The following is a 26,781-nucleotide window of genomic DNA, read 5'->3' on the forward strand; positions in this document are numbered from 1 at the left end:
CCCGAGGCGTCAGCCGAAGGTCCAAGACCGCCCCGAGGCGTCAGCCGAAGGTCCAGGATCTCTTCGACAGGCCGATCCAGCTGCCGTCGATCGCGGTGGCACCCTTCTCGTCTCCGGTGCCGACCACTGTGCCGAGGACGGCGTGGATCGGCGCCCAGTGCTCGGTGCGGGGGTGGGCGATCCGGGCTTCCGGCGCCTTCGTGGCGAAGTCCAGGATGGCGTCCACGTCACCGCGGGTGACCACGTCGGCGGCCCAGGCGTCGAACTCGGCCAGCTGCGGCAGCGGCGGGGAGTCGACGTACTGCGTCATCGCCCGCAGGTTGTGCGTGGTGAAGCCGGAGCCGACGATCAGCACGCCCTGGTCGCGCAGTGGCGCCAGCTGTTGGCCGAGCGCGAAGAGGGCCCGCGGGTCGAGGGTGGGCAGCGAGAGCTGGAGCACCGGGACGTCGGCCTGTGGATACATCTCCGCCAGCGGGACGTACGCCCCGTGGTCGAGGCCGCGGGACTGATCCACCTGCACCTCGGTGGTCGAGCCGAGCAGTCCGCGGACGGTCGCCGCGAGCTCGGGGGCGGTGGGGGCGTCGTACGTGACCTGGTAGTACTTCTCCGGGAAGCCCCAGAAGTCGTAGACCAGCGGTGCGCCGACGGTCGAGGAGACGCTGACCGGCGCCTCCTCCCAGTGGGCGGAGATCATCAGGATCGACGCGGGGCGCGGCATCGTGCCGGCCCAGGCGCGCAGCTGGCCGGGCCAGACGGGGTCGTCGGCGAGCGGCGGGGCACCGTGGCTGAGGAAGATGGCAGGCATGCGATCGGGCATGCCCTCAGTGTAGCGAATAGTTCAATCTTCAATAAAAGGCGTTTCAATGTTCACCCAAGGCAAGGTCGCCACTGAGCTGAGGGACGCCGCGATGCCGCCGTCAGTCGACGCGGGCGTGGGTGAGCCGGGCACGGTCGAGGTCGTGCCAGCTGCCGTCGAACTCCAGCCGGATGATCGTCGCCGGTGGGAAGTGGTGGGCGATGGTCGCCCGCGCCGCGGAGTCCGACAGCTCCGGCTCGATCAGGTCCCAGGCGAGTGCCGGGATCCCGGGGGCATGACCGACGACGAGGAGCGTACGTACGCTCTCGTCGACCGTCTGCAGCTCGGCGAGGATCCGGTCGGCGCCGGAGTTGTAGAGCTCCCACAGGTGGCTGGTCGGAGCCTCGACGCCGAGCCCTTCGAGGGTCTGGCGGGTCCGCGCCGCCTCCGAGCAGAGCGCCAGATCGACCCGGTCGCCACGCCTGGCGAGCCAGCGGCCGACCGCGTGGGCCTGCTTGCGGCCGTGGGCGGTCAGCTCGCGCTTGTCGTCGGTCCCGCCGGCGTGCAGCACCTCGGCTTTGGCATGTCGCAAGAGATAGAGGACGTGCGCGGCGGGGGCGGTGTCACGCGCGGCCGCGGCATGGCGCTTCTCCATGGCGGCCAGCCTAGTGGGCCGGGTCGGTCTCCAGGGGCTTGACGGCGACCAGGACGTCGCGCTGGATGGCGGAGTCGACACGGTGGTCGAAGCCCAGCCACGGACCGTCGTTGCGCACCACCAGCCCGGTCTCCTCGACCATCGCGACGAGATCGTCCCGGCCCAGGCCGTGGGTGTTCCAGGCCAGCCCCAGGGCGCCGCCCTCCTTGAGCTGGTGCGCCCAGACCCCCAGTGATCCCTTCAACAGGCCGGCCGGGGAACGGTCCCGCTTACCGGTGGTGCCGACGACGTCGGAGCGTGAGCCGTGCACGACCCCGTACGGTGCGTCGGTCACCACCGCGTCGAACCGCCGCTTGCCCCACAGCTTCGCCGAGGAGCGGGTGTCGCCGGTGAACACGCCCATCGTCAGGTCCCGGTCGGGCAGGTGCACGGTGGCCTCGAACTTGCGGCCCAGGCTCTTGCCCTCCCGGCGCACCGGGACCATGTCGGCCTTGTGCTTGACGCGCTTGCGGCGCAGATAGGTCTTGAGGAACGCCGACAGCTGTTCCACCGCCTTCTCGTCGACCTCCACCCCGGCGGCGTTGAGGCCGGCCGTCCACGCGGTGGTGAGGGTGGTGCCGCGCCCGCAGAGCGGGTCCAGCACGGTCGCGTGCTCGTCCAGCGGACGCTCCACCGCGGCCAGCGTGACGTTCAGCAGCAACCGGGTGAACTGCTCGTTGGTCTTGCCCTGATACTTCGGGATGGTGACCAGGTCGTCCTCGAAGAGATCCGGGTCGGCGACCTCGATCGGCGCCAGCAGCCCGTCGGCGCGCTCCTCGAACAGCGCCAGGAAGGTCGACTGCCGGGCGATCAGCCGCAGCGCCGCCGTACGGTCCGCCTCGTCGGCGTCCAGTGCGTCGGTCTCGAACCCCAGGTAGCTGACGCCGGCCACCGTCCGAGGCGTCACCTCACGGGCACCGGGTGCGCAGACCGCCAGTTCGGCGGCCGCCATCGTCATGGCGTGGGCGGCATAGACACGGTTGGCACCCGGGTTGGCGAGCATGAGCAGACGCATGGGATGAATGATCCCACGGCTCGCCGACGGGAGTAGCCTGCTGGGTGGGCGATGGATCCCGCCCGGGCGTACGTCCTCCAGCCGTGCCGCCCGAACCGCCTTCCTGGCTGATGGTTCCTGTCTCGCATCCACGGAGCGGGCAGGTCTGTGCCACCCGCAGGAAGAGGTCCGATGCCCCACGTCGTCCCGCAACCCCATCCGTCCCGGCTCACTCCGTTCGCCGGCCGGCCGATCGTCGTCGGCCTGGTGCCCGGCCAGGCCGACCTGGTGGCGCTCACCGCGATCGCGCTGGCCCGGGCCACCGGAGGCGTGCTGTGGTTCGCGTACGCCGACCCGGAGCGGGTGACGCTCGAGGAACATCCCGACGGCACCGTCCTGCACACCCCGCTGGACCCCGACGGGGTGGCCACCGACTGGCGACGGACCGACGAGGACCTGCGCGCCGGATTGACCGCGCTGCTCGCCGATGCGCCCGACGTGGCCTGGCAGTTCCGCTACCTGGCCGGCCGGCCGGACCGGGCCCTTACCCACCTGGCCCGCGCGGTCGACGCCGCGACCCTCGTCGTCGGCGCCCGGACCCCCGGCGTCCGCGGCCGGGTGCGGGAACTGCTCGACGGCTCGGTCGCCTTCCACCTCACCCACCACCAGCACCGTCCGGTGCTCGTCGTCCCGCTGCAGGTCGTCGACTGGTCCGACCCGGTGGTGCGCGGATGACCCGGCCGGCACACCTGCAGGGGCGGCTGGTCGCTCTGGTGATCGTCGGCGGGGTGCTCGGCACCGGCACCCGCCAAGCACTGGGGCTGGTCGTCCCGCCCACCGGGGACTTCCCGCTGGCGATCTTCCTGATCAACCTCACCGGCGCGTTCGTGCTGGGCGCGCTGCTGGAGGCACTACTGCGCTCCGGACTCGACGAAGGGTGGCGCCGGGGCCTGCGGCTGACCGCCGGCACCGGGTTCCTCGGCGGCTACACCACCTACAGCAGCCTGGCGGTGGCCACCGGCCAGCTCTTCGGCCACGGCCGGGTGCTGCTCGGCGTGGCGTACGCGCTCGGCAGCGTCGTCCTCGGGGTGGGTGCCGCGGCGCTCGGCATCGTGGCGGGGCGGCGGCTGATGCGGCGTCGTACGGTCGGTGATCGTACGGTCCGCGGGGGTGCCCGATGAGTCCGCTGGTCTTCGTCGGAGTGTGCCTGGCCGGGGGCGTCGGGGCGGCCCTGCGGTTCGTCGTCGACGGCTGGGTCAGGTCGGCCGTGCCGACGCAGTACCCGCTGGGCACCGTCGTGATCAACGTGTCCGGGTCGTTCGTCCTCGGTGTCGTCACCGGCCTGGCCGCGGTCGGTGTCCTGCCGGCGGTGTGGGGGAGTGTGCTCGGCGCCGGTCTGATGGGCGGCTACACCACGTTCAGCACGGCCAGTGTGGAGACGGTCCGTCTGCTGCTGTCCGGTGACGTCCGCCTGGGCCTGCGCACCGGGCTGGGGATGCTGGTCGCCGGCGTGGCGGCCGCCCTGGCCGGACTGTGGGTGGGCTCGCTGGCCGGCTGATCGGGAGGCTCGGGTCGGCCGGCGGGGTCGGCGTGCCTGGCCTGAGGTCGGCGTGCCCGGGTCGGCCCCGGCGTGCCCGGGAGACGCCGATGGCCCCATCGTCCGAGGACGATGGGGCCATCGCAGGTCGCTATCGGTGACGGGATCAATCAGTAGTGGTTGACCTGGAGCTGCTCGTAGTCGGTGCCCTTGGCGCGGTCCATCGAGGCGCGGATCTCGGCCTCGGCATCGTCGCGGGAGGCCCAGGTGGCGCCCTCGACCGACTTGCCGGGCTCGAGGTCCTTGTAGACCGTGAAGAAGTGCTCGATCTCCAGCAGCTGGAACTCGGGGATGTCCTCGAGGTCCTGCAGGTGGTCGCGGCGGTGGTCGGCCACCGGCACGCACAGCACCTTGTCGTCGCCGCCGGCCTCGTCGCGCATCCGGAACATGCCGATCGCCCGGCACTTGATCAGGCAGCCGGGGAAGGTCGGCTCGGGAACGAGCACCATCGCGTCGAGCGGGTCGCCGTCCTGGCCCAGGGTGGTCTCGATGAACCCGTAGTCGGACGGGTACTGGGTCGCGGTGAAGAGCGTACGGTCGAGGACGATGCGGCCGGTGTGGTGGTCCATCTCGTACTTGTTCTTGGTGCCCTTGGGGATCTCGATGGTCACGTAGAACTCCAACCCACTGGGCTGCGTCGCCGAACCACCGGACACGCGGTAATCGTCAGTCACCTTTGGCTCTCCCTATGATGTGTGCGGACCGGTCAGGGCGAGACTACCGAACCGGCCGACGGGGTGTGAGGAGTGTGCTGCTATGCGTCGACCGGGCGGTGCGCGTCCGCTGATCGTCGCCGGGTCACTGGTGTGCGCCGTGGCGCTCGCCACCGTCGCCACCGAGGCCGGCGCCGGCGCGTGGATCGAGCAGCGTACGAGCACCCCCGCGATCGGGTCGCCGACGCCGGACGTCGACGCCAGGGCACCGTACGAGGCGCCGCTGCCCGCCGGGCACACCATGGGCGTGTCGGCGGTGTCGGGTGGCGCGGTCCCCGCGCCGTCCGCAGTGGCCTCCGCCGTCGCGGCGGTGCCGCGTGAGGACCTGCAGGGCGGTATCGCCGGCACGGTGACCGACCCGGCCACCGGAACGACGCTCTACGACGACGGGGCCGGCCGCGCCGTGATGCCCGCCTCGAGCATGAAACTGCTCACCGCCACCGCGGCCCTGGACCTGCTCGGCCCCGACCATGTCTTCACCACCCGAGCGGTGCAGACCGACCCGGGCACCGTCGTGCTCGTCGGCGGCGGCGATCCCTATCTCTCCTCCGGGTCGGTCGCCACCGACCACCCGGAACGGGCCAGCCTCGACGACCTCGCCACCGCGACGGCCGAGGCCCTGACCGCGGGCGGCACCACCACCGTCGCGCTGCGCTGGGACGCCTCCCTGTTCGACGGCCCCGCGCTGCATCCCGACTGGCCCGCCACCTATGCCGACCAGGTGACCCCGGTGTCCGCGCTGGTGACCAACGAGGGCCGACTGGCCGGGGCGAGCCCCGGACCGCGGACCACCACACCGGCGGGCGACGCCGCGAGAGCATTCGCCGCCGCGCTGGGCGCCCGCGGGATCACCATCACCGGCACCGCGGGCCTGTCCGGCACCCTCCCCGCCGAGGCCCACGAACTCGCCGCGGTGCGGTCGATGCCGCTGTCGACGATCGTCCAGGACCTGCTCACCACCTCCGACAACGACGCGGCTGAGATCGTCGCCCACCAGGCCGGCGTCGCCGCCGGGACGGGTGGGTCGTTCCAGGGCGGGGCCGCCGCGGTCGAGCGGGTGCTCCGAGCACGCGGGGTGTGGGACGACGGCGCCGTGCTGCGCGACGGCTCGGGCCTGTCCCGCGACGACCGGGTCACTCCGCGGATGCTGGCCGGGGTGCTCGCCCTCGGCACCTCGGACGCGCCGTTCCGGCCGCTGCTCACCGGCCTGCCGGTGGCCGGCGCCACCGGCACGCTGGCCTCCCGGTTCAACCGCCCGGGCAGCGAGGCCGGGCGGGGCGAGGTCCGCGCCAAGACCGGCACCCTGAGCGGCACCAGCGCGCTGGCCGGCTACGCCGTCACCGTCTCCGGCGGGGTCGTGGTGTACGCCTTCGTGGTCAACGACGCCTCCAACGACGATGCGGCCCGGGCCTGGTTGGACCGGGCCTCCGCAGCCGTGGCGGGCAGCTGAGGGGCGGCCGGAAAGGTCTGGGCCGGGGCGGGTTAGCCTTCGATCCATGACTTCCCTTCCGCGCGTCGATTGGGCCACCGCCGCAGCCACCGCCGCTCGGCTCGCCCCGGCGGGGCCCGTCCCCGCGCCGGCGGAGGCCGCGGCCGTGGTGGCGGACCTGCGGGACGCCTCGGTGCGGGCCCAGGCGTACGTACGTGAGCTCACCCTGCTCGCCCCGCCCGGCGGACGATGGACGTACGTGGTCGACCGGGCGTCGTGGATCCGGGCCAACCTGGCCAGTTTCGCCGAGGTGTTCGACGATCCGGCTGACAGCATCGCTGGGGCCACTTGGGCCACTGGGGCCACTGGGGCCACCGGGGCCACGGAACTCGCCGCCTCCCCGGGACCGTTCGGGCGGCTCGCGTCAGGGGTGGCCAGGGCCCGCGACGTGTCGGCCGGCGTCGCGGCCGGGGCGGTGCTGTCCGCGTTGTCGCCGCGGGTGCTGGGGCAGTTCGACGTGTTCCACGGGGTGAGCGCGCGGACGGCCGCGGGCGATCGCGCAGGCGACCACGGCCGGTTGCTGCTCGTCGCGCCGAACATCCACGGGCTGACCCTCCGGCTCGGGCTGGTCGGGGCCGATTTCCGACTCTGGGTCTGCCTGCACGAGGAGACCCATCGGGTGCAGTACGGCCAGGCGCCCTGGATGGCGGGGCACCTCGCCGATCTGGTACGTACGGCGGTGAGCGCCGGGCCGGCGGCGGCGGACCGGGCGACCGACGGGATCACCGCGCTGATGAGCGTGGTCGAGGGCCATGCCGACGTGGTGATGGACGAGGTCGGCCCGCAGGTCATCCCCACCCTGCACACCATCCGGGCCCGTTTCGACAAGCGTCGGGAGGGCCGGCCCGGCCTGGCGCGGATCCTCGGACGATTGCTCGGCATGGAGAAGAAACTCGCCCAGTACCGCGAGGGGGCGGTGTTCTGCCGGTCGGTGCAACGCGCCGTCGGCGTCGAGGGGTTCAACCGGGTGTTCGACGCCCCGGAGACGCTGCCCACGCTGGCCGAGGTGCGAGACCCCGACCGGTGGGTCCGGCGGATGGGGCTGTGATGGCCCGGCGCGTCCTCGGGGTGGCGACCCTCACCGTTGCCCGGGCGGTGCTGGACGCCTGGCAGGACCCGGCCCATGACAGGTCCGGTGGGTGGCTGGTCGGCTGCTCGGGAGGCTCGGACTCGCTGGCCCTGGCCGTCGGGGCGTACGAGGCCTGCCGCCGGGTCGATGCGCTGGACCGGCTCGGCGCGGTGATCGTCGACCACGGTCTCCAGGAGGGATCGGCGGCAGTGGCCGCGACGGTCCGCGAGCAACTGGTCGGGATCGGTTATCCGGAGGCGGCGGTCCAGGTGCGCCGGGTGCGGGTCGACCCGGCCCGGATCCGCGCCGACGGCGTGGAGGCCGCCGCCCGCACCGCGCGCTATGCGGCGTTCGAGGACGCCCTGGCCGCGATCGACACGACCCCGGGCGTGACCGGGACATCAGGACCGACCGATTCCGCTGTCGATCCGCCCGGCCACGAGGTGCTGCTCGCCCACACCCGCGACGACCAGGCGGAGACGGTGCTGCTCGGGCTGGTCCGTGGTTCCGGTGTCCGCTCGCTGGCCGGGATCGCGCCACGACGGGGACCGTACGTCCGGCCGTTGCTCGACCTCACCCGGGCGACGCTGCGTGAGTGCTGCCGGGAGAACGATCTCGGCTGGTGGGAGGACCCGTACAACGCCGACGACCGTTACGCCCGGGCACGGATCCGCCATCGGGTGCTGCCGGTGCTGGAGGACGAGTTCGGTGGCACCGGTAGCGTGGCGGTGGCTCTGGCCCGCACCGCGGCGCTGGCCCGGGTGGACGCCGACTTCCTCGACGCGTTGGCCGAGGCGGCCGAAGCGGACGCCGTGGTCGCCCCCGAGCCGGCCGGCCCGGAGCCCGTCGCGGCCGACACCATCGGTGACTCCTCCGAGGTCGCCTCGACCGGACCCACCCCGGCCGGCCCCGGTCGGCGATGCGTGGGAGACCTGGACTGCGCCGAACTCGCCTTCCTGCCTGAGGCGCTGCGGACCCGGGTGGTGCGCCGGTGGCTGGTCCGGTGTGGGGCCCGGGAACCCGGTGCGGGCCACGTCGCGGCGGTCTGCCGGCTGGTGACGCACTGGCGCGGCCAGCAGGGCGTCGACCTGCCCGGGCTGCGAGTCGTCCGCCGGGAAGGACGGCTGCGCGGCCGGGCCCCGGGTGACGTCCGGGTGCCGGGTGTGTGAAGCTGTGACACGTGGATGCTGACACGATCGCAGGTGACCTGGCCACCGTTCTCTACACCCCGGAGCAGATCCGGGCCCGGGTGGTGGAGATGGCGCGGCAGATCGACGCTGACTACACGGACAAGAACGTCCTGTTGGTCGGGGTGCTCAACGGGGCGGTGATGGTGATGGCCGACCTGTGCCGCGCCATGCAGAGCCACTGCGAGATGGACTGGATGGCCGTCTCGTCGTACGGCTCGGGCACGAAGTCCTCCGGCGTCGTACGGTTCCTCAAGGACCTCTCCGCCGACATCCATGACCGGCACGTCCTCGTCGTCGAGGACATCATCGACACCGGTCTGACGCTGAGCTGGCTGCTGTCCAACCTGGCCTCCCGCGGCCCGGCGAGCCTCGAGGTGGCGGCGATGTTCCGCAAGCCGGACGCGATGCAGGCCACCATCGACTGCAAGTACATCGGCTTCGACATCCCCGGCGAGTTCGTCGTCGGGTACGGCCTCGACTTCGACGGCAAGTACCGCAACTACGACGGGCTCGCCATCCTCGACCCGCGGGTCTACGCCTGAGTTCCGGCAGCGGAACCGACGGCCGGGGTCCCGTCTGCGGGCCTGCGCGCCGCCTCCGCGTGAGCCTGTCCCGGAGCAGGGACTGTCCGTCGTCGTGGCGGGCGGGCGGATCGTCGCGGACCTGTGCGATGTTGGACGTGCAGGGTAGAGTCAACATGCTCGTCCAAGCCTGAGGCAGGAAACAACTGTGCAGCGAATCTTCCGGGGTCCACTGATCTGGGTCATCATCGTGCTCGTCGCGCTGGTGCTGATGAGCCAGTTCGCGGGGCAGTCGACCGGCTACCAACAGGTGCCGACGTCCAGGGTCGTCCAGATCCTCGACGGCACCGACAAGATCGACACGGTCGAGATGCAGACCGGTGAGCAACGCGTGCTCATCACGATGGCCGATGCCAAGCAGACCAAGTACAGCTCGTACTGGGCCGGCAACCAGGACGACCAGATGATCGCCCGGCTCAACGAGCGGGTGGCACAGCAGACCTTGACCTCGTGGAACGCGACCAGTCCGCGCCCCGGCTTCTGGGCCGGGCTGCTGAACACGCTGATCCCGTTCCTGCTGCTCGGCGGCCTGTTCTTCTTCCTGCTGAACGCCATGCAGGGCGGCGGGTCCCAGGTGATGAAGTTCGGCAAGTCCCGGGCGAAGGTCGCCAACAAGGACACCCCGAAGACCACCTTCGCCGACGTCGCCGGCTGCGAGGAGGCGATCGAGGAGCTGCAGGAGATCAAGGAGTTCCTCGCCGAGCCGGCCAAGTTCCAGCGGGTCGGGGCGAAGATCCCCAAGGGCGTGCTGCTCTACGGCCCGCCCGGCACCGGCAAGACGCTCCTCGCCCGTGCCGTCGCCGGCGAGGCCGGGGTGCCGTTCTTCTCCATCTCCGGGTCGGACTTCGTCGAGATGTTCGTCGGTGTCGGCGCCTCGCGCGTCCGTGATCTGTTCGAGCAGGCCAAGGAGAATCGCCCGGCGATCATCTTCATCGACGAGATCGACGCCGTCGGCCGCCATCGCGGCGCGGGCATGGGCGGCGGCCACGACGAGAGGGAGCAGACCCTCAACCAGTTGCTGGTCGAGATGGACGGCTTCGACGTGCACGGCGAGGTCATCCTGATCGCCGCCACCAACCGGCCCGACGTCCTCGACCCGGCGCTGCTGCGCCCGGGCCGGTTCGACCGGCAGATCCCGGTGGAGGCCCCGGACATGAAGGGCCGGGAGAAGATCCTCCAGGTGCACTCCGCCGGCAAGCCGATGGCACCCGACGTCAACCTCTCGACGGTCGCGCAGCGTACGCCCGGCTTCACCGGCGCGGACCTGGCGAACGTGTTGAACGAGGCGGCCCTGCTGACGGCCCGCAACAACGCCGCGATGATCACCAACTCGGCGCTCGACGAGGCCATCGACCGGGTGATCGCCGGCCCGCAGAAGCGGACCAGACTGATGAACGAGCACGAGCGACTCGTCACCGCCTACCACGAGGGCGGCCACGCCCTGGTGGCTGCGGCGATGCCCGGCACCGACCCGGTGCAGAAGGTGACGATCCTGCCGCGCGGCCGCGCCCTCGGCTACACGATGGTGATGCCGGACGCCGACAAGTACTCCCAGACCCGCGGTCAGCTGCTCGACCAGCTCGCCTACATGCTCGGTGGCCGGGCCGCCGAGGAACTGGTCTTCCACGACCCCTCGACCGGCGCCTCGAACGACATCGACAAGGCCACCAAGACGGCCCGCGCGATGGTGACCGAGTACGGCATGTCGCAGCGGATCGGCGCGGTCAAGCTCGGCACCGGCGACTCCGAGCCGTTCCTCGGCCGTGACTTCGGCTCCCAGCGCGACTACTCCGAACACGTCGCCGGCATCGTCGATCAGGAGGTGGCCGACCTGGTCGGCGCCGCCCACCAGGAGGCGTTCGACTGCCTCGAGGAGAACCGCGCCGTGCTCGACGAGTTGGTCCGCCAACTGTTCGAGAAGGAGACCCTCGGCCGCGAGGAGGTGGAGAAGATCTTCGAGCCGCTGAAGCGGCACCCCGAGCGGGGTGCCTGGACCGGTTCGGACACCCGCCGTCCGTCCGAGATCCCGCCGATCACCCCGCCGCAGAAGCCGATCACCGCTGCACCGGTGCCGGCACCGCTGCCGGTCGGTGGGATCGCACCGGTCCCGGTGCCGCCTGTCCCGGTCGACCCGAACTGGCCGGCCCCCCAGCCGCCCGCCGGCTGGGTCGCCCCGCAGGCTCCGGGCACCCCACAGGGTCCGATGGCCCCGCAGTCGCCGGGAGCGCCGCAGCCCCAGGGCACCCCGCAGTCCCTGGCGCCGCAGCAGCCGCCGGCCGGCCCGTGGCAGCCCCCGGCGCCGGGCGCCCAGCCGGGGCCGTGGAACGGTGCACCGACCCCGTGGCAGAGCCCCGACGGTCAGCAGGCACCCGGCCAGGCTGTGCCCGGCCAGCAGGGCCCGACGACTCCGGACGAGCGACAGGACGGTCCGCGTGGCTGAGCGCGACGGCGGGGGCAATCCTGAGGCCTGGGGCAGCGCCCACCGGGACTTCGACCACGAGCGGATCGTCGCCGCGGTCCGGGAGATCCTGGTCGGGATCGGCGAGGACCCCGATCGAGAAGGCCTGCTCGACACCCCGGAGCGGGTGGCCCGGATGTACGGCGAGGTGTTCGCCGGGATGCGCCGCTCGGGCGCCGAGGTGCTGTCGACGACGTTCGACATCAACCACGACGAGCTCGTCCTGGTCAAGGACATCGAGGTGTGGTCGATGTGCGAGCACCACCTGGTGCCGTTCAGCGGTGTCGCACACGTCGGCTACATCCCCGGCTCCGACGGCCAGGTGACCGGCCTGTCCAAGCTGGCCCGGCTGGTCGACGTGTACGCCCGCCGCCCGCAGGTCCAGGAGCGGCTGACCACCCAGATCGCCGAGGCCCTGGTCACCTACCTGCATCCGCGGGGCGTCATCGTGGTCATCGACTGCGAGCACCTGTGCATGACGATGCGCGGGGTGCACAAGCCGGGATCGCGTACGGTCACCTCGGCCGTACGCGGCGTGCTGCGCAACCCGGCGACCCGTGCCGAGGCCATGGGCCTCATCTTGGGCCGCTGAGCGGGCGCCCGGTGTCCAGGATCCCGTCCGCGTCACGCACCCAGGTGATGGGGATCGTCAACGTCACCCCCGACTCCTTCTCCGACGGCGGCGAACACTTCGGCACCGAGGCCGCCGTACGCCACGGACTCCGGCTGCTCGCCGAGGGCGCCGACATGCTCGACGTCGGGGGCGAGTCGACCCGGCCGGGCATCGCGCGGACGGCGGAGACCGAGGAGTTGCGCCGGGTGGTCCCGGTGGTCGAGCAGCTCGCTGCCCGCGGGGCGATCGTCTCGGTCGACACCATGCGGGCCTCGGTGGCTCGGGCCACCGTCGCGGTGGGCGCCCGGATCATCAACGACGTCTCCGGTGGCCTGGCCGATCCCGAGATGTACGACGCCGTCGCCGAGGCCGGGTGCGCGTACGTGTTGATGCACTGGCGCGGCCACTCGACCGACATGGACCGCCGCAGCAGCTACCACGACGTCGTCAGCGAGGTCCGTGACGAGGTCGCCGCCCGGCTGGAGCTGGCCGTCGCCGCCGGGGTCCCGGTCGACGACATCATCCTCGACCCCGGCATCGGCTTCGCCAAGACGCGCGAACAGGACTGGGAACTGCTGCGCCACGTCGACGCGTTCGGTGCCCTCGGACGCCCGGTGTTGATCGGGGTGTCCCGCAAGCGGTTCCTGGGCGAGGTGGTCGCCGGGACCCGGCCGGAGCAGTCGCCGAAGGACCGTGACTTCGCCACCGCGGCAGTGACCGGCTGGATGGCCGAGCGCGGCATCTGGGCCGTCCGGACCCACGAGGTCCGTGCCCAACGCGACGCGATCGCCGTGGTGCAGGCGCTGCGCGGGAAGGGCCCGCGGGACGCGGTCACCGACCGCGTGGTCGGCACCTTCCTGGACAGCGAGGAGCCGCGCTGATGGCCCTGTTCCCGCCAGAGCTGGACCGGATCACTGTGACCGGGATCCGGGCGATCGGTCACCACGGGGTGTTCCCCGAGGAGAGGCGCTCCGGGCAGCCCTTCGTGGTCGATGTAACGTTGGGCCTGGATCTGTCGGTGGCTGGACTCTCCGACGATCTGACCGCCACCGTGGACTACGGGACGGTGGCCCGGCAGATCCGGGACGACATCGTCGGCGAGCCGTTGGACCTCATCGAGGCGCTCGCCGAGCGGATCGCCCGGACGTGCCTGGGCCATCGGGCCGTACGTGCGGTGGAGGTGACCGTCCACAAGCCGGAGGCACCCATCCCGGTGCCCTTTGGGGACACGAGCGTGACGATCACACGGGTCCGCTGAGGCGACCCGGCGTCCCACCGGACGGCCGTCACGCAGGCCGGCACCAGAGCACCCGGCCCAACGATGCGCCGGCTCCGCCGAAGTGCCACTCCTACGACGAGAGGAACGGACATGTCCACCATTCCCTTCGGAATCAACGCTGACACGCTCTCCCTGCGCCCGCTGCGCACGGTGGTGTTCTCCCTCGGTGCCAATCTCGGCGACCGCCTCGGTCATCTCGATGAGGCGGTCACCCAACTGGGGGCGACCCCGGAACTGACGGTCGTCGCCGTGTCCCCGGTGTACGAGACCGTCGCCGTCGGCGGACCTGCCGACAATCCGGACTTCCTCAACGTCGTCGTCGTCGCGGAGACCACCCAGTCGGCCGAGGCGATGCTCGCCCGGATCCACGCGATCGAGGAGGCCGCCGGCCGCACCCGCGAGGTGCACTGGGGCCCGCGGACCCTCGACGTCGACATCATCGTCTACGGCGACCGGACGATCGACGAGCCGGATCTCACCGTGCCGCACCCGCGTGCCCACGAGCGTGCGTTCGTGCTGGCGCCGTGGGCCGACGTCGACCCCGACGCCGTCATCCCGGGCCGCGGCCGGATCGCCGAGCTGCTCGCCGGACTGGACACCACCGGCGTCCGACGGCTCGAGGACAGCATCGCCGGATGAGTCGGGAACTGCCGCCGGAGGACCGGTCGGACGAGCCGGACGAGGAACCGATCGAACCGAGCATCCTGCCCACCCCGCCGCGGGTGCTGTTGGTCGCCGCCCTCCTCGGTGCCGTGGTCGGGTGGCTGCTCGGGCCGGTGGTGGAGAACCTCGGTCGTACGCCCATGCACGTGCCCTGGACGACCGCCGCGATGCTGGCCGTCGCGGCGGTCGCCGTCGCGGTGCTGGCCCGGCGGATGTGGCGTACGGTGCACGTCCGGCGACGCCCGGTGACCCCGGAACGGGGTCTCTACTCGCTGGTGCTGGGCAAGTCGGCGGCGTTGCTGGGGGCCGCACTGTTCGGCGGCTACTTGGTCTTCGGTGCATCCTTCCTGCCCCGGCTGGAGATCGCCGCAGGGCTGACCCGGGCGATCAACTCCGGGCTGGCCGCCCTGGCCAGTGCCGGGCTGTGCGCCGCCGGGTACGCGCTGGAGATGGCCTGCCGTGTCCCGCAGGACAAGGACCGCCGGGCCGACCGGAAGGGCGACGGATCCGCTCGGAACGGGGACACGCACGACGATCGGCGGGGCTGACCGGTCACGTCAGTGGACCCGGTCGGGCGGTAAGCGAGGCTGGACGTACGAACGGCCGTGCCGAGTGGTCCGCGGCTCGGCACGGCTACCGTCGCCACCGACGGCACTCCCGGCGGTCGCGACGTCCCACTCCGCGGCTCACAGTGTGATAACGGCGCGGGACACGCGTGTCAGGGGAGACCGGCGCCCTCCCGGCCGACTAGTCTCGTCCTCGTGAGTAGTGCAGCTTCCGGCCGTCGTGCCGTTTCTTCCCCCGCACGTAAGGTGACCGTCGGCGTCCTCGTCGCGGGTGCTGTCGTTGCGGCTGCCCTGGCCATCGGTGGCCTCTGGGTGGTCCGCGGCGGCGTGGCGCTCGCCATCGTGACCGCCGTCACCAGCGTGGTCCTCGCCTGGCGCGAGGCCACCCTCGACCGCCAGGAGGTCGCTCGCCGGGACCTCGAGAACGCCCGCGCCCAGGGCCTCGAGCTGACTCGCGAGCGCCGGTCGAACATGTCCGTGGTGAACACCTTGGAGTCGCGCAACACCGCGATCGCCAGCCGGGTGGACGATCTCACCACCGAGATCCGTACGCTGCGCGCGGAGATCGCCAGCCTGCGCAAGATCAAGGGCGAGCTGGTCGAGGGCATCGCCGAGCGCGACGTGGAGCTGCTGGCCCTGCGCACCGAGCTGGCCAAGGCCCAGCAGGAGCTGCGCAAGCTGGTCGGTGACGAGGCCGAGGTCTTCGCCATGCCGCGTCGTGGCGCGGTCAAGGAGAGCGCCTCCGAGTGGGCCGCGCTGCCGACCGCCGAGGAGCTGTGGTCCGACGGTGACCACCCGACCGTCGTCGACATGAAGGCGCTCGTCTACCCCGAGACCGACGAGCAGGTTCAGCGCAAGCACGCCTGATCCGCTCCGTCCGGAGCCCGGCACCACCCACGGTGGGGTCTGCACAGTGTGCAGGCCCCACCTTCGTGTGTGCCCTTCGTGGTTGCACCGTCATGTCTGCGTCGGGCGCCTGGAGCTGGTGCCCGCACTGTTGGTTCTGTGCGGACGACGACGGAATACGACTGCGTGTCGTACGCAACTGTGCGTAGAATGTGTTTCGCCGCTGTGTGCCGAATGACCTGTGCGGCACCTGGTATCTCCGCGGCGGCTCGGGTACCGTGCGTGTGTTTGCTGTGAATAGGGACCAGACACGGGAGAGAACGCATGGTGTTGCCGACGGGGGAGGAACGGTCATTCACCGCGGAGGAGATGTTCTTCTCCACCACAGATGACCGCGGCGTGATCGCCGAGGCAAACACGACGTTCGTACGTCTGTCCCGCTACTCCTGGGACGCGTTGATCGGTGCACCGCACAACATCATCCGGCACCCGCAGATGCCCGGCGCTGCTTTTCGAGTGATGTGGGACACGCTGCAGGCCGGTCGGCCCTTCGCGGCGTACGTCCACAACCTCGCGGCGGACGGCGTCCGTTACGACGTCTTCGCTGCGATCACCCCGCTGCGCCGGGGCGGATACCTGTCGGTGCGTTCCCGGCCCTGCCGCCCTGATCTGCTGCAGCTGGTCGACACCGTCTACCAGCCCGTCGCCGAGCGGGAGGCCGCCTTGCGTGCCGCCGGTGTCGGGCGCGCTGAGGCAGCGGTCCAAGGCGCCGAGATGCTGGGGGATCTGCTCCAGCAACAGGGTCTGAGCAGCTATCAGGACCTGCAGCGCATACTACTCCCGGCGGAGGTCACCGCCCTGGACGAGGCGATCGGGGGGATCCCGGCCCGCCCCGAGGCCCGCGGCGAGTTGGCCATCATGCTCGACGAGGTGCACCAGGTGTTCGACGAGCTCGGTGCCTGGATGGCGGACCTGTCGGTGCTGTCCGACTCCGCCCAACGGATGTCCGACACCGTCGACCACCTCGATCACGCCATGCGGGAGTCGATGGAGACCGCCCGCCAGATCGGCGAGGTGACCGACCTCGACGCCGTCTGGGTGCCGATGATGATGCCGCTGAACCTGTGGGCCGCGATGGGCGTGGAGGTCAGCAGCGTGCTGAACGCGCTGATCCAGGACCTGGACACGGCCAGGGGCGGGGCGTTGGACAGCCGGATGCAGATCGCGCTGGCGCGGATGTTCACCCAGATGGTCGGCCGGTTCCTCGTCGAGCTGATCGACGGCGGCCCTGGCACCGAGAGGGCCATGCCGGCAATAAGAGGTCTGTGCGAGGCGCTGGTCGAACGGATCGACGAGATGGAGACCCGGCTGGCCGAGCATTCCCAGGCCCGCAACCACGCCCGCCAGCAGGTGGACGAGGCCGCAGGGCTGCTGCAGATCCCGGTCGACCTGATGGACGCCTGGCGGGCGATGGCTGCCGGCCGGGCCCTCCCGGACTCGATCGCCACCCTGGTGCCGCGGATCGAGCAGCAGGTCGCCGAGTCCCGTCAGGCGATGGACCGCCTGCGGGAGCTCGTGCCGCGCCGCAGCGCCACCGAGGCCAGCCGTGACTCGAGCGGGCTGCGGTCCCGGGTGGCCGCGATCGCCGCGGCCGCCGGTGGGCACAGCATCGCGGTCTGACCTCAGCGGTCGATGTCACCGACCACGTAGCCCAGCGACGCCAGCGCCAGTTCGAGGTCGGCGACCCGTACGCCCGGCAGGACCGCCGGCAGTGCCGACACGGTGGCGAAGGACGGGGTGCGCAGATGCAGCCGCCACGGCGTCTTGTCGCCGCGGGAGACCAGGTGCGCCCCGGCCTGCCCCAGTGGGGCCTCGGTCGCCAGGTAGCCCTCGTCGTCGGGTAGCTTGATGATCTTCGGCAGGGCCTGGGCGACCGGACCCTCGAGCGTACGTAACTGCTCGGCACAAGCCTCCACCAGGTCTGCCCCGGTCGCCACCTCGGCGGCCAGCAACCCGAACCGGGCGTACGCGTCGCCCGCTCCGCCTCCTGGGGCGACCGGCACGTCGAGGTCGGCGTACGCCAGGTAGGGGCGCTGCCGCCGCAGATCGACGTCCTCGCCCGCTGCACGGCAGGCCGGTCCGGTCACGCCGTACGCTCGGGCCAGCTCCGCCCCGAGCGGGGCGACCCCGTCGGCACGTGACCACTCCGCGTCGAGCAGGGACCGCAGTGCGCCGGCCAGGTCCCGGGCCCGGCCGACGACGGCGAGCTCCGCGTCCAGCCAGGCATCATCGGCGTCCGCGGCCAGCCCGCCGATCCGGGTGACCATCGGGTGCACCCGATTGCCGGTGAGCGTACGCAGCTGTTCACGCAGGTCCTCGCGCAGCCGGGCCACCCGTCGGTCGGTCGGGTCGGTGCGATGGGCGAGGTAGCCCAGGAAGCCCAGGTGTGAGGCGATCCGGGTGTGTTCGGCGAGCAGCGTACGCAGCCACACCGCGCGCGGCGGCACGGTCATCCCCAACAGCTCCTCGCAGGCCAGCGCGACGGTGAGTTCCGCGGCGAAGGGGGCCTGCCAGTCGTGCCGGTCGGCCAGCATCAGGATCTGGCGGTAGTCGCGCACCTCGAACAGCTTCTCGACCCCGCGGTGCATCGCCCCGACGTGGACGTCCGCCCGGTCGACCAGTTCGCCGGTCGGGTCGGTCCACAGCTCCAGCTCCAGCAGCCCCGCGCGGCTGGGATGGTCCGGGCCGAGGTCGAGCAGCAGGGTGCCGTCGGGGATCTCCCCACCCGGCAGTGCCCCGGCAGCGGCCGATCCGACCAGGACACGCAGTGAGGACATGGCGACAGCCTAGGACGTGGCCGACCCGTTCCCGGCATCGACGGTGTGCACCAGCCACCAGTTGGCGCCCCAGCGGTCGGGATCGGCCAGCGCGCGACGCCGGTTGGCCGCGACCAGGGCAGCGAGCGGCGCACGTGGTGCGGCGGGTGCGGGTCGGCTGACCAGCTCGTGCTGGCGGGCGATCGTGTGGCGCCGTACGCGGGGCAGCGACTCGATGGCCGCCGCCAGCGCGTCGACCGCCACCGGGGCGCTGAGGTTGGTCCGCCGGTCGGGCACGGGTGGCACCCGGCGCCCGTCGCGATAGCCGATCAGGCCACCCTCCGGGGGCCGGTCCGCGCGCCGGTGGCCGTAGTCGACGGCGACCAGGATCCCACCGTGCGGCAGGGCGGAGGCGACCGCCGCCCACGCCCGGTCGCGGGTCAGCCCGACCTCGACCCCTCGCGCGGCGCCGGCCCACTCGGTCAGCCAGGCCAGTTCGTCCGCCGCGGCTCGGTCACCGGTCGGCCCGTCGGGTCCGAGCAGCTCCCAACCGTCGGCCGTACGCTGCGCGATCCGGCACGGCAGCTCGTCGAGCCACTCGTGCGCGACGACCATCACGGGGCCGCGGGTGGCCAGATCGTGCCAGGGTGGGCGACCGAGGGGCCCGCTGGGCCCGGTCCAGGACGCGGAACGGACGTCCCAGACGGCGCGGCGCCAGCTGCATCCCGGTGGCAGGTCGCTGGGAGCCTGCCGTACGTCGACGCCCAGCAGGGACCAGTCCGGGCGTGCCGCAGCGACGGCCCGCAGCAGGGAGCCGTCGCCGGCCCCGAGATCGACCAGGCCGATGATCGGCGTCGTTCCGCGGGCGGTGTCCGGTGGGCCGGTCCGGGGCGTGGGGGTGGCAGGCATGAGGACTGCCGGCGTGGGGGCTGCAGGCGTCGCGGGCGCGGTGGGCCTGCTGTCGGCAGCGGGCGGGCTGCCCGGTGGGCGGTCGATCGTGTCGAGCAGGACGCGGATCATTTCCTCGGTCCCGGCCGGATCGCGTCGTTCGCCGGCCGAGGTCCGGAAATGCTGGGCCGCCGCCTCATGCCACCAGAATCCCGCCGGTCCTGTCGAGGCGGCCCACCATTCGTCGCGCCAATCCATAGCCACCTCACAGCCAGGGAAATCTTGAGATCGATCGGGCGGGTGGGGATTGCGGAATAGGGGCCTATTCCGCTCGCCCATTGTCGGAAGTATTATCGTAGTGTCTCGTTGAACGCGCCAACGGTCGGATCACGGGGTGCGTTCGCCGATGGACCCCACGACGATGCCCACATCGGGCACCACAGAAAGGCACACGATGGCTCGCCGTACCCAGATCATCCTCGAGGATGACGTCGACCAGACCCCCGCGGAGCACGAGGTGTCCTTCACCTTCGAGGGCGTTTCCTACGAGATCGACCTCAATGCCGAGCACTACGCGGAACTCCAGGAGGCGGTCGCCCCGTGGATTTCCCACGCCCGTCGTATCAGCGGCCGCCGGGCCGTCCGCCGGCCGGGTTCTGCTGCGGCCCCGAAGGAATCGGAGGGCCCGTCGGCCACCGACATCCGGGAATGGGCCAAGGAGCAGGGAATCGATGTTTCGGCGCGCGGCCGGGTTCCGGCGAATGTCCGGGCCGCGTACGAGGAAGCACATTCCTGATCGCTTCCTGAGCGGAGGCGCGGCGATTGGCCGGGCCGGCCCGTCCCGTACGCTGTCGGGCGTCGGGGCGGGCTTCTGCACACCTGCCCCGCCCGATGACGCCTCGGATTGCGCTGGAGGCGAACAGGCGGTCCGACCGGGAACATTGTGGGCCCCTGCCGGGTTACTAGACTTGACGCACTCCGGCCCCCGGGTCGGTGTACGGCGTTCCGGCCACCAGGCCGGCCGCAGACGGAGGAGATTCTATGTTCGAGCGCTTCACCGATAGAGCCCGACGAGTGGTCGTGCTCGCCCAAGACGAAGCACGCGCCCTGAACCACAACTACATCGGCACCGAGCACCTGCTGCTGGGCCTGATCCACGAGGGTGAGGGCGTCGCCGCCAAGGCCCTGGAACAGCTCGGCATCTCCTTGGAGGCGGTGCGCGAGAAGGTCGTCGAGATCATCGGTGAGGGGCAGCAGGCGCCGAAGGGGCACATCCCGTTCACCCCGCGTGCGAAGAAGGTCCTGGAGCTGTCCCTGCGGGAGGCGCTCCAGCTCAACCACTCCTACATCGGCACCGAGCACATCCTGCTCGGCCTGATCCGCGAGGGGGAGGGTGTCGCCGCGCAGGTGCTGGTGAAGCTCGGCGCCGACCTCAACCGGGTCCGGTCGACGGTCCTGCAGCTGCTGTCCGGCTACCAAGGGCGCGAGGTCGGTGGCGCCGAGTCCGGCGAGCCGCAGACCGCCGGGGTGGGGGCCGCGACGCCCGCGTCGTCGGCCGAGCTCGACAAGTTCGGCCGCAACCTCACCCAGCTGGCCCGCGAGGGCAAGCTGGACCCGGTGATCGGCCGCGACACCGAGATGGAGCGCGTGATGACCGTGCTCTCCCGTCGTACGAAGAACAACCCGGTGCTGATCGGTGAGCCCGGCGTCGGGAAGACCGCGGTGGTCGAGGGCCTGGCCCAGGCCGTGGTCCGCGGTGACGTCCCCGAGACGCTGCGCGACAAGCAGATCTACACCCTGGACCTGGGCTCGCTGGTCGCCGGTTCGCGCTACCGCGGTGATTTCGAGGAGCGCCTGAAGAAGGTGCTCAAGGAGATCAAGACCCGCGGCGACATCGTGCTGTTCATCGACGAGATCCACACCCTGGTGGGTGCGGGTGCCGCCGAGGGCGCGATCGACGCCGCCAGCATCCTGAAGCCGATGCTGGCCCGCGGCGAACTGCAGACGATCGGCGCGACCACGCTGGACGAGTACCGCAAGTACATCGAGAAGGACGCCGCGCTGGAGCGCCGGTTCCAGCCGATCCAGGTGCCGGAGCCGTCGATCGCCGAGACCATCGACATCCTCAAGGGGCTGCGCGACAAGTACGAGGCGCACCACCGGATCACCATCACCGACGACGCCCTGGTGGCGGCGGCGACGATGTCCGACCGCTACGTCTCCGACCGGTTCCTGCCGGACAAGGCGATCGACCTGATCGACGAGGCCGGCGCCCGGCTGCGGATCAAGCGGATGACGGCGCCGCCGGACCTGCGGGAGTTCGACGAGCGGATCGCCAAGGTGCGGGTCGAGAAGGAAGCGGCGATCGACCAGCAGGACTTCGAGCGGGCCGCCTCGCTGCGCGACGACGAGAAGAAGCTGCTCACCCAGCGTGCCGCCAAGGAGGAGGCCTGGAAGGTCGGTGACGCCACCGTCACCCCGCAGGTCGACGAGGAGGCGGTCGCCGAGGTGCTGTCCAGCGCGACCGGCATCCCGGTGTTCCGCCTCACCGAGGAGGAGTCGAGCCGGCTGCTCAACATGGAGCAGGAGATCGGCAAGCGCTACATCGGCCAGACCGATGCGGTGCGGTCGCTGTCCCGGTCGATCCGGCGCACCCGGGCCGGTCTGAAGGACCCGCGGCGCCCGTCCGGGTCGTTCATCTTCGCCGGCCCCTCGGGCGTCGGCAAGACGGAGCTGACCAAGGCGCTGACCGAGTTCCTGTTCGGTGACGAGGACGCGCTGATCCAGCTCGACATGTCCGAGTACTCCGAGAAGCACACCGCCTCGCGGCTGTTCGGGTCCCCGCCCGGCTACGTCGGCTACGAGGAGGGCGGCCAGCTCACCGAGAAGGTGCGCCGCAAGCCGTTCTCCGTGGTGCTCTTCGACGAGATCGAGAAGGCCCACCCCGACATCTTCAACTCGCTGCTGCAGATCCTCGACGAGGGTCGGCTCACCGACGCGCAGGGCCGGGTCGTGGACTTCAAGAACACGATCATCGTGATGACGACGAACCTCGGTTCGCGTGACATCAACAAGTCGGTCAGCCTCGGTTTCTCCACCGGTGCCAGCGACGAGACGTCGTACGACAAGATGAAGGCCAAGGTCTCCGAGGAGCTCAAGCAGCACTTCCGGCCCGAGTTCCTGAACCGCATCGACGAGATCATCGTGTTCCACCAGCTGACCCTGGACAACATCAAGTCGATCGTCGACCTGATGGTCTCCCAGGTGGAGGAGCGTCTGCGCGACAAGCACATGGGCATCGAGCTCACCCCGGCCGCGAAGGACCTGGTGGCCCAGCGGGGCTTCGACCCGGTGCTCGGCGCCCGGCCACTGCGCCGAGCCCTGCAGCGTGACGTGGAGGACCCGATGGCCGAGAAGATCCTGTTCGGTGACCTGAAGCCGGGCGAGGTCGTCCTGGTCGACGTCGCACCGAAGGGTTCCGAGGATCCGTTCGTCTTCCGCGGCGTGCCGCAGTCGGACGTGCCGGACACCCCGCCGGTGGAGCTGGACGGTGGTTCGTCGGAGAGCCAGCAGGCGGAGGGCGACCAGGCCGCCAGCTGACCGAGGCCGTCGTACGTCCGGCGGTGACCGTCGGAAGCCGTCACACGTACGAGCGACGAAACGGCTGAACCGAACGGCTGAACAGCGAAGGCCCCGGCGCAGGGATAACCTGCGCCGGGGCTTTTCGCGTTGTGGCACCGAGAGGAGTCCACCGGCGGGACCGCGCACGTACGACCTCTGCAGCGGGTCACCGCGATCCCCGGCCGCGTCGGGCCATCCGCCGGGCCGATGGGGCCGGTCGGTAGGGTGGCGGGCATGTTCCGCCTCACCCACGATTGCCGGCTCGACCCGCGTCCGACCACGGTGCTGATCGACATGGACGGCACCCTGCTCGACTCACTCTCGGCCATCACCGGCGCCCTCTCACGGGCCCTGGGTGACTACGGGCATGAGGCAGCGCCGGAATCCCTGCGGCGGTATGTCGGGCCGCCGATCCGAGAGGCGATGACCGAACTGCTGCCGGAGGTTCCGCTCGACGAGGCGGTCGCCCACTATCGGGCGGTCTATGGCGCCTCGATGCTGGAATCCCCGCTGTTCGCCGAGACCCGGCCGTTGCTGGATGCCCTCGCGCTGTCGGGGCTGCCGCTGGCCGTCGCCACGTCGAAGAAGGAGGTCAACGCCCGCGAGGTGCTCGTCCACCACGGGCTGGACGACCGGTTCACGGTGATCAGCGGGGCGGGGGAGGGCGACCGGAACGGCGACAAGGCCGCAGTGGTCGCGGATGCCCTGCGCCGGCTGGCCGCAGGCGGTGCGGACGTGTCAGCGCCGATCATGATCGGGGACAAGATCCACGACGTCGAGGGCGCGGCCAGTTCCGGTGTCGACACCATCCTGGTCGGCTGGGGGTACGGCAGCGCCGAGGAGCGCTCGCAGGCCCTGGCGGTGGCTGACGACGTGGCGGGACTGCGCCGGATGCTGTCAGTCTGACCCGGCCTCGGTCAGGTGGTCGGCAGGGTCCAATGCTCACCGTCGGTCCTGCCGGTCGTACGGGTCGTGCCGGTCCCGGTCCGGCCGATCGAGGCGATCAACCCGTCGGCTGCCAGACCGGACAGGGCGCGGTCGAACTGCTCGGGGTCGGCCGCGCGGCGCGGGGGCCACACTCGGCGCAACTCGGCGGTCGGGACCGGGGCCTCGGCCTCCCGGAGCACCGCGAGCAGCGCCCCCCGGCACTGGCGGTCGGTCCCCTCGTACGACTGGGTGCGGGGTGCGTACGTCGCGTCCGGGCGGCCGGCGAGCTGCCATGCGCACAGGTCGGCCACTGGGCAGGCCTCGCACCGAGGGGAGCGTGCCGTGCAGACGAGCGCCCCGAGCTCCATCGAGGCCACCGCCCAGGTCGCCGCGCGCTCCGGGGCGTCCGGGACATGGGCGACGGCGAGCGACCGGTCCGCGGCCCGTGGGTGCGTCGGCGCCTGGGCCTCCCCGCGGACCAGACGGGCGAGCAACCGTCGTACGTTCGTGTCGATCACCACGGTCCGCTGACGGTAGGCGAACGCCGCCACGGCGGCCGCCGTGTACTCCCCGACCCCGGGAAGGCCCCGCAGTGCGGCCTCGTCGTCAGGGACCCGTCCGCTGTGCCGCTCGACGAGTGCCTGGGCCGTACGGTGCAGCCGCAGCGCACGACGCGGATAGCCGAGCCGCCCCCACATCCGGATCGCCTCGCCGGCAGGTGCGGCGGCCAGGGCGGCCGGCGTGGGCCACCGCTCCATCCACGCCGTCCAGGGGCCGAGAACCCGGCCCACCGGTGTCTGCTGCAACATGAACTCGCTCACCATCACCCCCCAGGCCGAGCACTCGGCTCGGCGCCAGGGCAGGTCGCGGGCGTGGACGGCGTACCAGTCGAGGACTCTGGCGACGACCTGCGCGGGATCGGTGCGGTCCGGGACGACGCGTTCCGGGTCGGTACGGTCCGGGTCGGTACGGTCCGGGACGGGGGGGTGATCAGGCGGCGTCTCGGCGGGATCGGCTGGCACCGGTCCAGCGTAGGCGGTGCCCGACAGGTGCGCGGATCGCTGCGGGCGCGCCTCCAGAGATGGCACAACCCACTTCCGTAGGGTGAGCCCATGAGTGGAATGCTGCACCCGGTCGGGCCGGAGGACCCGCAGGTGTACTGGATGCGTCGAGCCACGATCGGCGTCGTGCTGGTGGTGGTGGTGCTGGTCATCGTGGCGTTCGCCCGTCCGGGCAGGGGCGCAGGCAATGCGGCCCCCACGGGCAGCCCGACCCCGCTCGTCCTCAGCACGCCGACGCCGACTCCGACCCCGACGCCGACTGACACCCCGACACCGGGCACCACGCCCGGAGCCGGATCCACGCCGGCGGCCGGTTCCACCCCCGCGACCCCGACGGCTGCGAAGACGCCGGCCGCTCCGACACCCTGTGGCCCCGCCGACATCAGGGTCGCCCTCAACGGCGGTGCCACGGCCATCGGCCAGAAGACCGACTTCACCGTCCAGCTGACCAACGGCTCGGCTACTCCCTGCACCATCGGAGTGGACCGGTCGGTCCTCGACCTGACGATCGTCTCCGGCAGCGACCGCATCTGGTCCACCGCCGACTGCGAGGCCTGGTTGGAGGCGAAGGGGCCGGCCGAGGTCAAGGCGGGGGAGTCGACCTCGGTCACCGTCAGCTGGCCCGGACGACGTTCCTACCCCGGCTGCAAGCTCGCCTCGAAGGACATCTCCGCGGGAACGTACATCGCCACCGCCGAGTACAAGGGTGCCGGGACGGCCAAGAAGGTGATGGGGCTGCGCTGATCCGGTGATGGGGCTGATCCGGTGATGGGGCTGATCCGGTGATGGGGCTGATCCGGTGATGGGGCTGATCCGGGCCGTCGAGGACCGAGCCGCCGGTCAGGCGAGTTCGTCGAATTCCGATTCGGCCATCCAGGCCAGGGCATCGCGGATCGCCCTGGCCCGGCGCAGGCCCACGCCGTCGACCGCCTGCAGGTCGCCCAGCGAAGCGGCGAAGATCTCCTGCAGTGACCCGAAGTGGTCCAGCAGTCGGGCCGCCACGGCCCGCGGCAGCGTACCGATCCGGGACAGCTGACGGTAGCCGCGCGGATAGAGCTGTGCCTCCAGATCGGTGGTGCCGAATCCGACCGCCCGTTCGATCGTCGTCAGATCGACCAGGTCGGTGGTGCTCAACTCCGCCAGGTCGGTGAGGTCGAAGACGACTCCGTTCGCCTCGTCGCGGTAGTCCTCGATGAGCAGTTCGGCGATGTTGTCCGTCCCGGATTCCAACTCACGGATCTGCAGGTCGACCAAGCGCCCCTCGGTGCCCAGATCGATCACGTAATCACGCAGCTCGTCCTGGATCCGGTGGACCATCTCCAGACGCTGCAGGACCACCGCGACGTCGCGTACGGTCACCTGGTCGCGGATCTCGAGGGTGGACAGGTGGTCGGTCACCTCAGCGAGCCGGTTGGTGTACCGCTCGAGCGTACGCAACCCCTGGTCGGCGCGGCCGAGGATGGCGCCCGGATCGGGGAAACTGAGCCGCTCCCCGTCGACGAACAGGCTGATCACCTGCATGGAGGCCGAGACCGAGATCGTCGGCACGCCGGTCTGCCGCGACACCCGATCGGCGGTCCGGTGCCGGGTACCCGTCTCCACCGAGTCGTACGCGGGATCGGGCATCAGATGGACCCCGGCCGCGACGATGCGGGACAGGTCGGCGCTCAGCACGATGGCGCCGTCGAGCTTCGACAGCTCGCGCAGATTCTGCGGGGTGACGGGGGCATCGAGGTGGAATCCCCCGGTCATCAGTCCCTCGACCTCGCGGTTCAGGCCGAGCACGATGAGGCCGCCGGTGCGCCCCTTGACGATCCGGTCGAGCCCGTTCCGCAGCGGCGTTCCTGGTGCGGTCAACGCCCGGAATCGCCGTGTGCGGCTCTGCTGGTCCTCCGCGGTCACCGGTTCCTCTCCCCCGTA

General features: G+C 71.4%; 27 protein-coding genes and 1 riboswitch. Of the genes, 19 read left to right on the plus strand and 8 right to left on the minus strand.

The features are described 5' to 3' along the window. Window positions 1-40 precede the first annotated feature (40 nt). The 3 genes from R0146_RS08015 to R0146_RS08025 form a co-directional block, all read right to left on the minus strand. A complete protein-coding gene (locus tag R0146_RS08015; protein ID WP_317688461.1) occupies window positions 41-817 on the minus strand; it encodes a DODA-type extradiol aromatic ring-opening family dioxygenase in 777 nt (258 codons plus the stop codon). Window positions 818-917: 100 nt separating this feature from the next. Next, window positions 918-1,451 carry a SixA phosphatase family protein gene (locus R0146_RS08020; protein ID WP_317688463.1) on the minus strand — a complete coding sequence of 178 codons (534 nt, stop codon included), beginning with the start codon at window positions 1,449-1,451 and terminating at the stop codon, window positions 918-920. Between the two features lie 10 nt (window positions 1,452-1,461). Then, complete coding sequence (locus R0146_RS08025; RefSeq protein WP_317688465.1) at window positions 1,462-2,505, minus strand: TRM11 family SAM-dependent methyltransferase; 1,044 nt, start codon at window positions 2,503-2,505, stop codon at window positions 1,462-1,464. A 38-nt stretch (window positions 2,506-2,543) separates the two neighbouring features. After that, window positions 2,544-2,632: riboswitch (Fluoride riboswitch) on the plus strand. A gap of 44 nt (window positions 2,633-2,676) precedes the next feature. On the opposite strand from R0146_RS08025, the gene R0146_RS08030 reads away from it, so the two are divergent. The 3 genes from R0146_RS08030 to R0146_RS08040 are packed head-to-tail and all read left to right on the plus strand — an operon-like array spanning window position 2,677 to window position 4,042. Beyond that, the gene (locus R0146_RS08030; protein ID WP_317688466.1) at window positions 2,677-3,219 is read left to right on the plus strand and encodes a universal stress protein; all 543 of its coding nucleotides are present in this window, start codon (window positions 2,677-2,679) and stop codon (window positions 3,217-3,219) included. After that, on the plus strand, window positions 3,216-3,665 hold the full coding sequence (locus R0146_RS08035; RefSeq protein ID WP_317688468.1) for a fluoride efflux transporter FluC: 450 nt from the start codon (window positions 3,216-3,218) through the stop codon (window positions 3,663-3,665). Before R0146_RS08030 ends, R0146_RS08035 begins: the two co-directional genes overlap by 4 nt. Continuing rightward, a complete protein-coding gene (locus R0146_RS08040) occupies window positions 3,662-4,042 on the plus strand; it encodes a fluoride efflux transporter FluC (protein WP_317688470.1) in 381 nt (126 codons plus the stop codon). Before R0146_RS08035 ends, R0146_RS08040 begins: the two co-directional genes overlap by 4 nt. Window positions 4,043-4,191: 149 nt before the next feature. On the opposite strand, the gene R0146_RS08045 is transcribed toward R0146_RS08040, so the two are convergent. After that, window positions 4,192-4,755 (minus strand): inorganic diphosphatase, encoded by a 564-nt coding sequence (locus tag R0146_RS08045; protein WP_153572455.1) that lies wholly within the window; start codon window positions 4,753-4,755, stop codon window positions 4,192-4,194. An 82-nt stretch (window positions 4,756-4,837) separates the two neighbouring features. Here R0146_RS08045 and dacB point away from each other — a divergent pair, with 82 nt between their 5' ends. From dacB to R0146_RS08105, 12 genes are all read left to right on the plus strand, one after another. Next, on the plus strand, window positions 4,838-6,244 hold the full coding sequence (gene dacB, locus R0146_RS08050; RefSeq protein WP_317688472.1) for a D-alanyl-D-alanine carboxypeptidase/D-alanyl-D-alanine endopeptidase: 1,407 nt from the start codon (window positions 4,838-4,840) through the stop codon (window positions 6,242-6,244). A 46-nt stretch (window positions 6,245-6,290) separates the two neighbouring features. Continuing rightward, a complete protein-coding gene (locus tag R0146_RS08055) occupies window positions 6,291-7,331 on the plus strand; it encodes a zinc-dependent metalloprotease (RefSeq protein WP_317688474.1) in 1,041 nt (346 codons plus the stop codon). After that, on the plus strand, window positions 7,331-8,521 hold the full coding sequence (gene tilS / locus R0146_RS08060) for a tRNA lysidine(34) synthetase TilS (protein ID WP_317688476.1): 1,191 nt from the start codon (window positions 7,331-7,333) through the stop codon (window positions 8,519-8,521). The genes R0146_RS08055 and tilS overlap by 1 nt, the downstream gene beginning before the upstream one ends. A gap of 11 nt (window positions 8,522-8,532) precedes the next feature. Further along, window positions 8,533-9,084, plus strand: coding sequence for a hypoxanthine phosphoribosyltransferase (hpt, locus tag R0146_RS08065; protein WP_317688478.1), 552 nt, complete (start codon window positions 8,533-8,535; stop codon window positions 9,082-9,084). 187 nt (window positions 9,085-9,271) lie between these two features. After that, entirely contained in the window at window positions 9,272-11,563 is a 2,292-nt protein-coding gene (gene ftsH, locus R0146_RS08070) for an ATP-dependent zinc metalloprotease FtsH (RefSeq protein ID WP_317688480.1), read from the plus strand. Further along, the gene (folE, locus tag R0146_RS08075; RefSeq protein WP_317688481.1) at window positions 11,556-12,173 is read left to right on the plus strand and encodes a GTP cyclohydrolase I FolE; all 618 of its coding nucleotides are present in this window, start codon (window positions 11,556-11,558) and stop codon (window positions 12,171-12,173) included. Before ftsH ends, folE begins: the two co-directional genes overlap by 8 nt. An 11-nt stretch (window positions 12,174-12,184) precedes the next feature. After that, window positions 12,185-13,075, plus strand: coding sequence for a dihydropteroate synthase (folP, locus tag R0146_RS08080; protein ID WP_317688482.1), 891 nt, complete (start codon window positions 12,185-12,187; stop codon window positions 13,073-13,075). Beyond that, window positions 13,075-13,452: a dihydroneopterin aldolase gene (gene folB, locus R0146_RS08085; protein WP_317688484.1), complete on the plus strand. Its 378-nt coding sequence runs from the start codon at window positions 13,075-13,077 to the stop codon at window positions 13,450-13,452. Before folP ends, folB begins: the two co-directional genes overlap by 1 nt. Before the next feature lie 111 nt (window positions 13,453-13,563). Next, window positions 13,564-14,112, plus strand: coding sequence for a 2-amino-4-hydroxy-6-hydroxymethyldihydropteridine diphosphokinase (gene folK, locus R0146_RS08090; protein WP_317688486.1), 549 nt, complete (start codon window positions 13,564-13,566; stop codon window positions 14,110-14,112). Next, window positions 14,109-14,684 (plus strand): DUF3180 domain-containing protein, encoded by a 576-nt coding sequence (locus tag R0146_RS08095; protein ID WP_317688488.1) that lies wholly within the window; start codon window positions 14,109-14,111, stop codon window positions 14,682-14,684. The genes folK and R0146_RS08095 overlap by 4 nt, the downstream gene beginning before the upstream one ends. A 213-nt stretch (window positions 14,685-14,897) precedes the next feature. Further along, window positions 14,898-15,569 (plus strand): hypothetical protein, encoded by a 672-nt coding sequence (locus R0146_RS08100; protein ID WP_317688490.1) that lies wholly within the window; start codon window positions 14,898-14,900, stop codon window positions 15,567-15,569. A gap of 303 nt (window positions 15,570-15,872) precedes the next feature. Beyond that, the gene (locus R0146_RS08105) at window positions 15,873-17,228 is read left to right on the plus strand and encodes a PAS domain-containing protein (RefSeq protein WP_317688492.1); all 1,356 of its coding nucleotides are present in this window, start codon (window positions 15,873-15,875) and stop codon (window positions 17,226-17,228) included. A gap of 2 nt (window positions 17,229-17,230) precedes the next feature. Here the strand turns inward: R0146_RS08105 and R0146_RS08110 are convergent, their stop codons facing one another. Together R0146_RS08110 and R0146_RS08115 are read right to left on the minus strand one after the other, a co-directional pair. Next, window positions 17,231-18,385, minus strand: coding sequence for an NADH-quinone oxidoreductase subunit D-related protein (locus tag R0146_RS08110; protein WP_317688494.1), 1,155 nt, complete (start codon window positions 18,383-18,385; stop codon window positions 17,231-17,233). 9 nt (window positions 18,386-18,394) lie between these two features. Continuing rightward, a complete protein-coding gene (locus R0146_RS08115; protein WP_317688496.1) occupies window positions 18,395-19,273 on the minus strand; it encodes an SAM-dependent methyltransferase in 879 nt (292 codons plus the stop codon). 433 nt (window positions 19,274-19,706) lie between these two features. Here R0146_RS08115 and R0146_RS08120 point away from each other — a divergent pair, with 433 nt between their 5' ends. From R0146_RS08120 to R0146_RS08130, 3 genes are all read left to right on the plus strand, one after another. Beyond that, window positions 19,707-20,048, plus strand: a complete 342-nt coding sequence (locus tag R0146_RS08120; protein ID WP_317688498.1) for a histone-like nucleoid-structuring protein Lsr2 — start codon at window positions 19,707-19,709, stop codon at window positions 20,046-20,048. A 245-nt stretch (window positions 20,049-20,293) separates the two neighbouring features. After that, a complete protein-coding gene (locus R0146_RS08125) occupies window positions 20,294-22,852 on the plus strand; it encodes an ATP-dependent Clp protease ATP-binding subunit (RefSeq protein WP_317688500.1) in 2,559 nt (852 codons plus the stop codon). A 255-nt stretch (window positions 22,853-23,107) separates the two neighbouring features. After that, window positions 23,108-23,779: an HAD hydrolase-like protein gene (locus R0146_RS08130; RefSeq protein WP_317688502.1), complete on the plus strand. Its 672-nt coding sequence runs from the start codon at window positions 23,108-23,110 to the stop codon at window positions 23,777-23,779. A gap of 11 nt (window positions 23,780-23,790) precedes the next feature. Here the strand turns inward: R0146_RS08130 and R0146_RS08135 are convergent, their stop codons facing one another. Next, on the minus strand, window positions 23,791-24,822 hold the full coding sequence (locus tag R0146_RS08135; RefSeq protein WP_411567128.1) for an iron-sulfur binding domain-containing protein: 1,032 nt from the start codon (window positions 24,820-24,822) through the stop codon (window positions 23,791-23,793). Between the two features lie 90 nt (window positions 24,823-24,912). Here R0146_RS08135 and R0146_RS08140 point away from each other — a divergent pair, with 90 nt between their 5' ends. Further along, on the plus strand, window positions 24,913-25,605 hold the full coding sequence (locus R0146_RS08140; RefSeq protein ID WP_317688504.1) for a hypothetical protein: 693 nt from the start codon (window positions 24,913-24,915) through the stop codon (window positions 25,603-25,605). Window positions 25,606-25,701: 96 nt separating this feature from the next. Here the strand turns inward: R0146_RS08140 and disA are convergent, their stop codons facing one another. After that, window positions 25,702-26,763: a DNA integrity scanning diadenylate cyclase DisA gene (gene disA / locus R0146_RS08145; RefSeq protein ID WP_317688506.1), complete on the minus strand. Its 1,062-nt coding sequence runs from the start codon at window positions 26,761-26,763 to the stop codon at window positions 25,702-25,704. Window positions 26,764-26,781: the final 18 nt, after the last annotated feature.

Source organism: Raineyella sp. LH-20 (assembly GCF_033110965.1).
GTDB lineage: Bacteria > Actinomycetota > Actinomycetes > Propionibacteriales > Propionibacteriaceae > Raineyella.

Bases quoted from the DNA above. Each gene is read 5' to 3' on its own strand.
- R0146_RS08035 (WP_317688468.1), top strand. From the start codon at position 3,216: ATGACCCGGCCGGCACACCTGCAGGGGCGGCTGGTCGCTCTGGTGATC.
- R0146_RS08020 (WP_317688463.1), bottom strand. From the start codon at position 1,451: ATGGAGAAGCGCCATGCCGCGGCCGCGCGTGACACCGCCCCCGCCGCG.
- R0146_RS08110 (WP_317688494.1), bottom strand. From the start codon at position 18,385: ATGTCCTCACTGCGTGTCCTGGTCGGATCGGCCGCTGCCGGGGCACTG.
- R0146_RS08030 (WP_317688466.1), top strand. From the start codon at position 2,677: ATGCCCCACGTCGTCCCGCAACCCCATCCGTCCCGGCTCACTCCGTTC.
- R0146_RS08130 (WP_317688502.1), top strand. From the start codon at position 23,108: ATGTTCCGCCTCACCCACGATTGCCGGCTCGACCCGCGTCCGACCACG.
- folK (WP_317688486.1), top strand. From the start codon at position 13,564: ATGTCCACCATTCCCTTCGGAATCAACGCTGACACGCTCTCCCTGCGC.
- R0146_RS08105 (WP_317688492.1), top strand. From the start codon at position 15,873: ATGGTGTTGCCGACGGGGGAGGAACGGTCATTCACCGCGGAGGAGATG.
- R0146_RS08140 (WP_317688504.1), top strand. From the start codon at position 24,913: ATGAGTGGAATGCTGCACCCGGTCGGGCCGGAGGACCCGCAGGTGTAC.
- R0146_RS08125 (WP_317688500.1), top strand. From the start codon at position 20,294: ATGTTCGAGCGCTTCACCGATAGAGCCCGACGAGTGGTCGTGCTCGCC.
- R0146_RS08095 (WP_317688488.1), top strand. From the start codon at position 14,109: ATGAGTCGGGAACTGCCGCCGGAGGACCGGTCGGACGAGCCGGACGAG.
- dacB (WP_317688472.1), top strand. From the start codon at position 4,838: ATGCGTCGACCGGGCGGTGCGCGTCCGCTGATCGTCGCCGGGTCACTG.
- R0146_RS08115 (WP_317688496.1), bottom strand. From the start codon at position 19,273: ATGCCTGCCACCCCCACGCCCCGGACCGGCCCACCGGACACCGCCCGC.
- R0146_RS08055 (WP_317688474.1), top strand. From the start codon at position 6,291: ATGACTTCCCTTCCGCGCGTCGATTGGGCCACCGCCGCAGCCACCGCC.
- R0146_RS08015 (WP_317688461.1), bottom strand. From the start codon at position 817: ATGCCCGATCGCATGCCTGCCATCTTCCTCAGCCACGGTGCCCCGCCG.
- tilS (WP_317688476.1), top strand. From the start codon at position 7,331: ATGGCCCGGCGCGTCCTCGGGGTGGCGACCCTCACCGTTGCCCGGGCG.
- R0146_RS08040 (WP_317688470.1), top strand. From the start codon at position 3,662: ATGAGTCCGCTGGTCTTCGTCGGAGTGTGCCTGGCCGGGGGCGTCGGG.
- folB (WP_317688484.1), top strand. From the start codon at position 13,075: ATGGCCCTGTTCCCGCCAGAGCTGGACCGGATCACTGTGACCGGGATC.
- R0146_RS08025 (WP_317688465.1), bottom strand. From the start codon at position 2,505: ATGCGTCTGCTCATGCTCGCCAACCCGGGTGCCAACCGTGTCTATGCC.
- R0146_RS08120 (WP_317688498.1), top strand. From the start codon at position 19,707: ATGGCTCGCCGTACCCAGATCATCCTCGAGGATGACGTCGACCAGACC.